Genomic DNA, 9,930 nt, shown 5'->3' with positions numbered 1-9,930 from the left:
GTATTTAAACGTTCCCCGCCTTGGGCAGGCGTTATTTCATGATTATCAAAATAGGTGATATCCGCCAAACGGTCCTTTTGTCGTTTTCCGGCATAAAAACCTAAAGAATAGGAGTTTTGGGAATCGGGTGTAAAATCTACCGTGAACCTTCCGCTGTAATTTACCTCATCAAAACTGCGTTCCCCATCGGAGGGAAATCGTGTCAGTGTATCGTTGATGATGGTATAGACGTCACCCTCACGCCTTCCACCAATATCGTTGCGTTGGTAGTTAGCACCTAGAGAAATATTCCAATCTCCTTTAATGACATTATAAGTACCATCAATGCCATAACGCTGGTGTGAAACGGCATTGTCATATTTTTCGATGGATGGTAAACCGCCTTTTATATTTAACTGGGCAAAAGCACCGTCTGCAGCTCCTTTTTTAGTAATAATATTAAGAATTCCTGCCTTGCCTTCGGGATCATACTTGGCTGAAGGTGCAGTAATCACCTCTACACGTTGAATGGCATTCGCTGGAAGTTGGTTTAATAAAGCTGATGCATTTCCTTGTACCGGATTACCGTTAAGCAGTATTACAAACCCCTTACTGCCCCGTACACTAATTTCCCCAAGTCCGTCAACGGTTACGGAGGGAATATTTCTTATAATATCCGTTGCGCTCCCCCCTTGGGCGTTCTGAAATTTTGTGGCCTCAAACACCTGCCGATCTATTTTATTTACCACGGTCGACAACTCCCCGCTTACAACCACCTCATTCAATTGGTTTTCTCCAATTGAAAGGGGAATAGTCCCCAAGTCAAGGGAAGAATTCCTGCTCTCCACTTGAATATCACGGACAATCTCCATCTGGTATCCTATAAAAGAAGCCTCCAGATAATAAGTGCCTTTTTTTACCTCGGGGATCATAAAAACACCATCTACATCGGTAATTACCCCCATGACCAGTTCACCGCTACTCTGATCGAATAGGGCTGCAGTAGCATACTCCAAGGGATAGACCCCATCTACTATTTTTCCGCTAATCTGTGCGGTAACTAAATAATTGAATAAGAGAAATATAAAAAGAAATGGTATTTTCATTATAAATAAATTGTTAATTAGCGTCCAAATTTAAGTTCATTAACTTAGAAAAACATTACTCATACACATTATAATCCTCCTCCAAGTCACTCATATTGACCCAACCTGCAGGAACCATTTCGCATGCCATATAACGATTATAAAAATTTTGTACAGCTCCTGAATACTTATAATTGTCAAAAATATCCCCAACACATGGGTTTTCATAGATGAAGCAAGTTCGCTCTTGCCTTAGAAAGATCCTTAATAATTTTTTGGAAAAAGATTCAATCTAAACTATAGATAGCCGAACCTTGTTACCAATCTATCAAACTCTTTAAGACCAGTTTCAGTTAAATATGGCAGAAGTAGTTCCCAAATATGCCTGCTCATTTCACCCTTCTCAATATATTTAAAACTTGAAAGCACGTCTTCCTGCGATAACCAAAAAGTGATAATAACACGGATCGTATGCTGTAATCTGTTATATCTATCGTCAATCCTTTTCTCTATATAACCGTCATTAATAAAATCTATAAACAGATTAGCCATCTGTTCTTTTCTTAATTCAATGGTTTTATGTAGGATTTTATTTAATTTTGGATAGGTGCGAGAAATCTCCAATACATCTAAATTAAAAAATCGGTATTTATACTGAAATTGCTCCAAATGGGCAAGCAAGCGATGGAAGTGCTCTAATGACGTAGAGTATTCTTCACGTAAAAGATATGAATTAGACATTTCCGACCGCATCTCCTTATAAATGGCTAATAAAAGTACCTCCTTATTTTTATAGTGATAATCTACATTACCATATGCAATTCCCATTTCATTAGCGATGTGTCTACTCGTTACATTTTGCACACCTTGTTCGTTGAACATTTTAACCGCGACTTGAAGAATCCTTTCCTTTGTCTTTATTTTTTTTCTTGCTTTCATTATTTGTTTAGTTCATAATAACATTTCCCAGGAATCAATTTAGAATTATACAAAACAACATATAGTAAAAAATACTGTATGAGAAAAAGTTTACATTTTTCAAAAAACTTCCATAGGTAAAAACTATAGTTTTTATTTCATAACCTGAGGTTATTTGAACGAATTGGTTTATAGCCAAGAATTTTATAAGGGTATCGATCCTTGACATCTACTCTATGAATATAAAAATCATAAATTATGGTTCTTTTCAATTAATATTATTGTATCAACTTAAGATTAGGTTCGCGGTTTTATTATAATGGTTTCCCCAGGTTTTGTATCTATTACAAGTACATTATTCGCCCATTTATATTTATGGGAATCATGTATTTTGATTTCTTTGGTAACAAACGGATTCGCAAGTCTTAGTTCCCCACCCTTTTCTGAAATAATATTAACCCATCTTACCGTTCCCTCTTCTTTTTGGGAAGAGATTAGAAAAGCACCTTCCGTTCTTAATTGGTTAAAACCGACCGTAGTCCAAGCTTCGGGAATGGCAGGGAATAATTTTATTGTTCCTGTATGACTTTGGATTAACATTTCTTGAAGACCTGCTGCAAATGCAAAATTCCCTTCCAGGGTAAAAGGCCTATAAGTAAAGTTAGATTTTCCCGTACCAGATTGGTCTCCATTCACATGAAAACTATTGGGGAGGACAAATGAGGTGGCGAAGTCCTTAAGCGCCTTGGCCGCACCTTCACCATCTAAAGCCCTTGCTTTTAGGTTCGCTAACCAACTAAAAGAGTACCCGGTCCAATAGCTACTTCCTATAGCCTCTAAATTTTCAATGGTCTTTCGAATTATTTCCATATCTCTTTCACCATTGGAAGGGTCTATCAATCCAAGTGGATGAATAGCCATCAAATGTGAAAAGTGACGATGCGACTCCAGATAAGGCAAATTTGGGGATAACATTAAGCCACTATCGTCCACTGCATAATCCGGCCATGCTTTCAATTCTTCCTTCCACTTACGGGCTTCTTCGTTTAGCCCTAGCTCCAAAGCAAGTTCTTCCGCGTGCATATACGTCCATCTCACGAGCGATAGATCAAAATTTGTCATTTCCCCAAACCAGGCCTCACGTGAATTGTTGTGAATTTCCGGGCTTGAACTCAACGGAAGTTTTCTCTTGCCATCTTCACCTAATACCGATAATTCATTTAAATGTACGGCAACCTCACTAATCCAAGGATAAGCTTGATCTTTTAGGAAATCACGATCCATGCTATAGCGCCAATGCCAATAAAAATGTTGGCCAAGCCATGCGCCTACTGTTGGCCCAAATGAATACTGGATCCAACCTCCCATAGGATCACCTGTTAATGTCGTTACTCCAGGAACATTGAGGCCATTGGTACCATAGAATTCCTTAGTATATTTCTTAAAGGTTGGTTTATTCTTAGTTAGCCAATCTATAAAGCCCTGTTCCAAGTCTAAATGATTACCAGAATAGGTAGGCCAATAACTCAGCTGCGTATTTAAATCGTGATGATAGTCGCCCTTCCACGGCGGTAGCTTACCATTATCTGCTGTCCATACACTTTGTAAGGAAATTGGTGCTGCCCCTTGACGAGCGGCAGACCCCAATTTGTACATTTCCATATACCATTGGTTCTGCAAAATGGTATCTGGCACACTTATGTTGGACTTACCCCAAAAAGTAGTCCACCAAGTCTTATGGCTTTTCATATAAGCATCCATTCCATTTATAAAAGAGGACTTTACAACTTCCTCAGCTGTAATTTCCTTATCGTTATCCGAATTATTTGAGCTAATACTCCAACTACCCTCTAATGTATTTTCATTTTTCTGCCATTGAGTATGTACCTGATATTTAAATCCTGACCATCCGGTTTGGCTGTATGTAATAGTATTCTCAGTTTGTTCTATTAATCCTGGCTCATAATCCAGTCTTCTCAAATCTTGTCCTGTTACTGGATTCTCTTCACCAGCAATTTCTTTTAAGTTATAGGCTGGGGGTACTAAGGTTGGAGTTAAATATGCAGGCAGGTTCTCAAAACGATACCAACCAATAGGTTCTGTAGCATGCACATAAGTTTTTAAAACAGTGCCGTTCTTCCATTCTACTACACAGGTAGCCGACGCTATTTTTAGCTTAACAGATGTAATTTCTCCAAGTTCACTGATATCAAATTCCAATGCTCCACCAGGAATCTTGGACGGGGCCGGTGAGTTATCATATGGGGCATCATATTTATCCTGAACATTTTTATAGGTATTGTTTTTCCATTGTTCATGTACCCACTTAAAATCGAAATCCTTAAAGTTTAAATTTTCCATTGGGCGTAGGTCCCATAGATCCGAACGATCGAGCGAAAATCTAAGAGTTCCATCTTTTTGCCACACTAAAGCGCCTAAGGTAGCATTCCCCAAGGGGATTCCCTCATCCCATGTAGTGGCCAGCGCATCAAATTCCAGTACATAATCAGAAATTCTTTCAGACATAAAGGCTACTGGCTTTTTTTGTGAGCACGAAACCAAAAGGCTCAAAAATATAAGAGCATTAAAGATAGTTTTTATACTTAATTTCATTTTTATTTGTTTATTGTTCAATATTCAACAACCAACATAAGGTTGGACCAATCGGAATGATCTTAATAAAATGCTATTTTGATAATTCTTACCCTTTCAATAATTTTCTTAAAATTATGCTAGATAACACCTGCTATACCTATTGAACAATTATTAAAAAACATAGAATTGGTTTTTTTATTAAATTTTTAAAATTTTACTTAATAAGTAAGCTGTCCTATTAAAAATGAGATACAGGAATCATCGAAACTATTTTTTTCTAGGAATTTGAATTTAGCTTACCCCCTAATATTGATAATCCAAGAACTAACAGTATTCTTGGATTATCATTAACCTTTTTTAATTTACAATTGACTAGTAATCTGGATTTTGCTCCAACACTCCTTGGCTCTTATCGATTTCCGACTGTGGCAAGGGCCATTTATAAAAGCGCTCTTCAAAGGTATAATCCAAAACTCCGTCCGAAATGTTATTCAATACTTCTTCAGCAATTCTCCATCTTTTAAGGTCATAATATCTTAAGCCCTCAAAAGCCAATTCAATTCTACGTTCATCACGTATAGCCTCCCGCATTTGTTCTTTTGATAGTCCTACTGCTATGTCTACCAATCCTACTCGGTCACGTATAGAATTAATAACTTCATAAACAGACTGATCTGGGCCTACAAGTTCATTCTGTGCTTCAGCATACATCAACAACACATCTGCATATCTCAACAATACCCAATCTTGCTGACTTTGGGTAGAATAACCATAGGGTATTAGATCAGGGCTAAGAAATTTCTTCAGCCCATATCCAGTGGGCAGACCATTGGAAGGATTATGAATATTTCCATCAAAATTCACTTCATCGGCGAATATGGTTTTATCCAATCTGGGATCTAGTGGATCAAAAGCATCCACTAAATTCTGTAAAGGGCTAACTACTAACCAATCTCCATACCACTGATCCATAGAAGTGGAATTATCAGGTGCTAAAAACTTGATAGAAAAGATAATTTCTGGATTTCCTTCTTGAGATCCGTCTCTAAAGACATCTTCAAAGTTTTCGCTTAATTCATACCCCGCGCCCATTATTTCCAATGCTAGATCTCTTGCTTGGGTCATTATTCCAGGATCTGCTGTTCCAGTGTCTCCATAGGCAGCGAATAGTAACACTCTAAGTTTTAAGGCTTGTGCGGACGACTTAACCACATGTCCACCATTATCCGTATATAATTCAGAAGATAAGTTAGCAATTGCGGTATCAAGATCGGCCAATGACCGCGCCAAAACCTCATTTTCCGAAGCTTTGGGCTGAATCTGATTTTCCAGCGTTAGCGGTTCGGTTACAATAGGAACCGAACCATAGTTGGAGTACAGTTGAAAATAATAGAACCCACGCATAAACATCGCTTCACCTTCATATCTAGATTTGGTTTCAGCATCTATTTCATCACCTTGGAAATTATTAAGTTGCTCGAGAAAAATGTTGATCCGTGCAATTCCCCTATAACTACTATTATAAACATCAGAAATATATCCGCCAGATGTTGGGGAAATATTTCCCTGTACAATAGCCTGACTACCCCAATAACTATGTTGTCCATATCCGTTATCGGTAAGCACATCCCAGTTGGGCGCTCCTACTGAGAACATTCCATTTTGCATCTCTCCGTATATTGCGGTAAGTGCCATGTCAAAATCCTGTTGGGATTTCCAAAAATCACCGCTAGATAATTTATCCAAGGGATTTTTGTCCAGTGCATCCTTTTCACATCCTACAAAACTAATGCAGAGGATACTTAAAACTATTTGTAAAATATATCTTTTCATGATTTTATCTTTAAAATTGAACGTTAAGACCTAGAGAATATATTTTGTTTTGCGGATAGTTAACAAAACGACCACTTCCTCCTCTTTCAGGGTCTAGACCAGGATAATTGGTAAAGGTCAAAAGGTTATCTCCAGAAAGATAGATTCTTAACTTTTTAAGCTGAACCCTATCTATTAAGGAGCTAGGCAAGTTATATCCTATTGAAATATTCTTCAACCTTAAGTAAGAGGCATCCTGTAGATAGTAGCTAGAAGTCCTTCTAACTTTATCAGGGGCATTAAATCCCCAATAAATCTTGGGCATTGTAGTGGATGGATTATCTTCTGTCCATCTACCTCTCCAATCCGTTGTTGGGGGTGACCCCTGTACAAAGGGTATGGTACCCCAATCACTAACATAAATATTTCTTCCTTCTACCCCTTGAAAAAAGAGGGAGATGTCAAAGTTTTTCCAGTTGGCATTAAAGTTCATTGCATATTCAAAATCAGGATACTGACCATCAATATAAGTTCTGTCCTTATCGTCTATAACATTATCCCCGTTTTGGTCCTTATAAATAAGGTCTCCTGGTCCGGTATTATCATTAAACTGCTTAGGAGCAGCATCAACCTCTGCCTGGGTCTGAAAAATACCAGTCCATTCCAACATATAGAAGGTGTCCCAAGGTCGGCCTTCCTCTTTAATGATATTACCGCCAATTTCGCGTTCCCCAAATTCGGTAAGTTTGTTCTTAAAGCGATCAATAGTAACCCCTGCATTGTAGTTAAGCCCCTCGAATACACCAGACTTAACATTATTTCGGTACTGTAGATTTAGCTCTACCCCCGTGTTCTGCATAGTACCATTATTTATTGTTGGCGCACCCAAACCTACAAGCCCCGTAACCTGGGAACCCCTAAGAATATCCGAGGTTGTTTTTCTGTACCAGTCAAAGGTGAGTGAAAGGCCGTTAAAAACGGTCATATCCAAACCAATATCAGTAATCGTTGTGGTTTCCCAAGTTATATTCTGATTAGACAATGCTGTCTGTGCTGCCCCAGAGGACAGGTTGGCATTATCAAAAGAATAATTTCCAGTTAAGCCCAGGATGTCCTGGTATGGATAATTACCAATATTCTGATTCCCTAGCTCTCCATAAGAACCTCTAATCTTTAAACTATTGAGCCAATCCATTCTTTCACTTTTCATAAATGATTCTTCGGATAACCTCCAGGCTGCAGAGACAGATGGAAAAGCTCCCCAACGGGAATCTTTATGCAACCTGGAAGTTCCATCATACCTCATATTAAACTCCAAAAGATATCTATCTTTAAAATTGTAGCCTAAACGACCGAAGAAAGATTTTAAGGCCCATTCATAGGTAGAACCATTGGAATTTTGCACTGCTGGGCTACCAGCATCCAGTTCCCTTAAATTATTGCCGGCAAAGTCTCGTCTATACCCACGCAGATACTCCTCTTTATTGGATTCTTCACTATATCCCACTTGGGCGGTCAGGTTGTGTCCGTCAACTATCTCATCCTCAAATTTGACGTAGGTAAAAACATTGGTGAATATGTTTTGTCCGTTATTCACTTGTAATCCAAGGCCTCCAACGTCTAGATCAGTTGCGAATTCCCCGGTACGGTAGTTGTAAAGGGGTACGGCAGGTCTCCAATCTTTCCATTTTTCAAAATCGCCAACAATTGCTGCTTTGGAATACCAATTTATAGACTTGGTTAAATTGATATCTGCCCAACCTTGTACGTTAACAGAATAATCCGTGATTGTTCTAAGCACTTCATTTTCTACTATGGCCAAGGGGTTTTTGTTGTTGGACTCAAAATCATAAGCCTTATAGGAGTAGCGTCCATCCGGTAATCTTGGCAGATAGGTGGGAGCTTGTGACATGGTTGACAAGAACAAATCGTTAGATCCCTGTCTTGGTCTGGACAAATCACCCTTTTTTAATGCAATGTTTGCGCCTACCTTAATAAAATCGTTGATCTGTGATCCCAAGTTTAAGCGGGCATTGAACTTCTTATAATTAAAACCTTTCATTACACCAGGCTGATCAACATAGCCAAGGGACAATTTGTAATGTGTTTCCTTACTACCTCCGCTTATCCCGATATTGTGGGATTGTACGAAAGCCGGATTGAACATAATGTCAAGCCAATCGGTATTCGGATAAAGGATACGGTCCGTCGCATTTCTATACAGATCTATTTCTGATTGTGGATAATGCCCCGTAGTGATTCCTGTGTTTGTTCTTGCCTCGTTCCACAATTCCATGTATTCAGCAGAATTACTAATTACATCAAAAAGTTTCGTGGGAGTATGTATAGCGGTATTAAGATTATATTCCACGGTGAACTCCCCTGCCCTGCCTGATTTTGTGGTAACCAAAATTACTCCATTTGCCGCTCTAGAACCGTAAATGGAAGCCGATGCAGCATCTTTTAGTACGGAAATGTTATCAATATCATTTGGATCCAAATCACTTAGGCTTCCATCTACACCATCTATCAAAACCAGTGGATTGGAGCCGGCGTTACTAAATGTACCCTGCCCTCTAATGCGTATAGAAAGACCTTCATTTCCAGGTTCTCCCGTATTCTGGACTATTCGCAATCCGGCTACTTGTCCTTGTAACATAGAGGCCGCATTGGTTACAGGTCTTTTGGTTAAGGTTTCCCCATCCACTGTTGCTACAGATCCGGTTAGGTTAATCTTTTTCTGTGTTCCAAAGCCCACTACTACCACCTCATCCAAACCAGCGGCATCCTCTGCTAAATTAACCGATAAGCTAGTTTGCCCGTTTATGGCCACTTCCTTAGTAGCAAATCCAATATAGGAAATAACGAGGATTGCATTCTCACTGGCTACTGAAATGGAAAAGTTCCCGTCAAAGTCAGCTGTTACCCCATTGGTGGTTCCCTTTTCTACAATATTTGCACCGGGAAGAGGTGTGCCATTAGCATCGGAAATAGTACCACTTACCTGATATTGTTGGTACATATTCTCTAGATCTAATGATAACCTAGAATTCCGAGAATAGGTATTAGCTTCTACTTTAAACAAAGAAACTACTACTAATAATATAGTAAGTTTCATCCTTAGGTTTTTTGAATGCCACCAATCCGAATGGATTAGCCTACGCATTTTATTTTTATTCATATCTCAAGTTTTGGTGATTATTAATTTTCATTTTATTACTTATAAAAAGTTGGGAAGCATTTTTGCTTATTTTAAATAACGTATTAAAATAATTTTTATCGGCATCTATTACATAGGCTAGTTTTTATAGTGAATAAAATTACAGTTTTGAAATACCATTAATAATTAAAATTGATCAGTCGAAATTTAATTTCCAATGTATTCCTTAAAGAAGTTAGCGGTCTAAAATAAAAGTTAAATATATAAAAACACAATATAATTAGTGCTATAGACCTAATAATAATTTCCGTAACAGATAATTTAGTTAATATGTAGATTCTGATTGAAATTGATGCTGTTTTTATCAAAGATATTCTATCT

The 9,930-nt window shown here is 38.2% G+C and carries 5 protein-coding genes; all 5 read right to left on the bottom strand.

The window, feature by feature from the left end; all coding sequences use genetic code 11:
• Window positions 1–1,085, bottom strand: a 1,085-nt coding sequence (locus tag G466_RS0116780) for a TonB-dependent receptor (protein ID WP_034236009.1), incomplete at its 3' end; no start/stop codon positions are given.
• 276 nt (window positions 1,086–1,361) lie between these two features.
• Window positions 1,362–2,003 (bottom strand): TetR/AcrR family transcriptional regulator, encoded by a 642-nt coding sequence (locus G466_RS0116775; protein ID WP_026814682.1) that lies wholly within the window; start codon window positions 2,001–2,003, stop codon window positions 1,362–1,364.
• A 276-nt stretch (window positions 2,004–2,279) separates the two neighbouring features.
• Window positions 2,280–4,595, bottom strand: a complete 2,316-nt coding sequence (locus tag G466_RS0116765) for a glycosyl hydrolase family 95 catalytic domain-containing protein (RefSeq protein ID WP_026814681.1) — start codon at window positions 4,593–4,595, stop codon at window positions 2,280–2,282.
• A 354-nt stretch (window positions 4,596–4,949) separates the two neighbouring features.
• Window positions 4,950–6,410 (bottom strand): RagB/SusD family nutrient uptake outer membrane protein, encoded by a 1,461-nt coding sequence (locus G466_RS0116760; RefSeq protein ID WP_026814680.1) that lies wholly within the window; start codon window positions 6,408–6,410, stop codon window positions 4,950–4,952.
• A gap of 10 nt (window positions 6,411–6,420) precedes the next feature.
• Window positions 6,421–9,570: a SusC/RagA family TonB-linked outer membrane protein gene (locus tag G466_RS0116755; protein ID WP_084418918.1), complete on the bottom strand. Its 3,150-nt coding sequence runs from the start codon at window positions 9,568–9,570 to the stop codon at window positions 6,421–6,423.
• Window positions 9,571–9,930 lie beyond the last annotated feature (360 nt).

The sequence above is a fragment of the Arenibacter certesii DSM 19833 genome (assembly GCF_000429545.1).
In the GTDB taxonomy this organism is placed as follows: Bacteria; Bacteroidota; Bacteroidia; order Flavobacteriales; family Flavobacteriaceae; genus Arenibacter; species Arenibacter certesii.
The sequence above is the reverse complement of the archived record's forward strand: the minus strand, read 5'-3'. Positions and strand labels throughout refer to the sequence as shown.

Excerpts from the sequence above, each read along its gene's own strand:
- G466_RS0116755 (WP_084418918.1), bottom strand. The coding sequence starts at position 9,570 with ATGAATAAAAATAAAATGCGTAGGCTAATCCATTCGGATTGGTGGCAT.
- G466_RS0116775 (WP_026814682.1), bottom strand. The coding sequence starts at position 2,003 with ATGAAAGCAAGAAAAAAAATAAAGACAAAGGAAAGGATTCTTCAAGTC.
- G466_RS0116760 (WP_026814680.1), bottom strand. The coding sequence starts at position 6,410 with ATGAAAAGATATATTTTACAAATAGTTTTAAGTATCCTCTGCATTAGT.
- G466_RS0116765 (WP_026814681.1), bottom strand. The coding sequence starts at position 4,595 with ATGAAATTAAGTATAAAAACTATCTTTAATGCTCTTATATTTTTGAGC.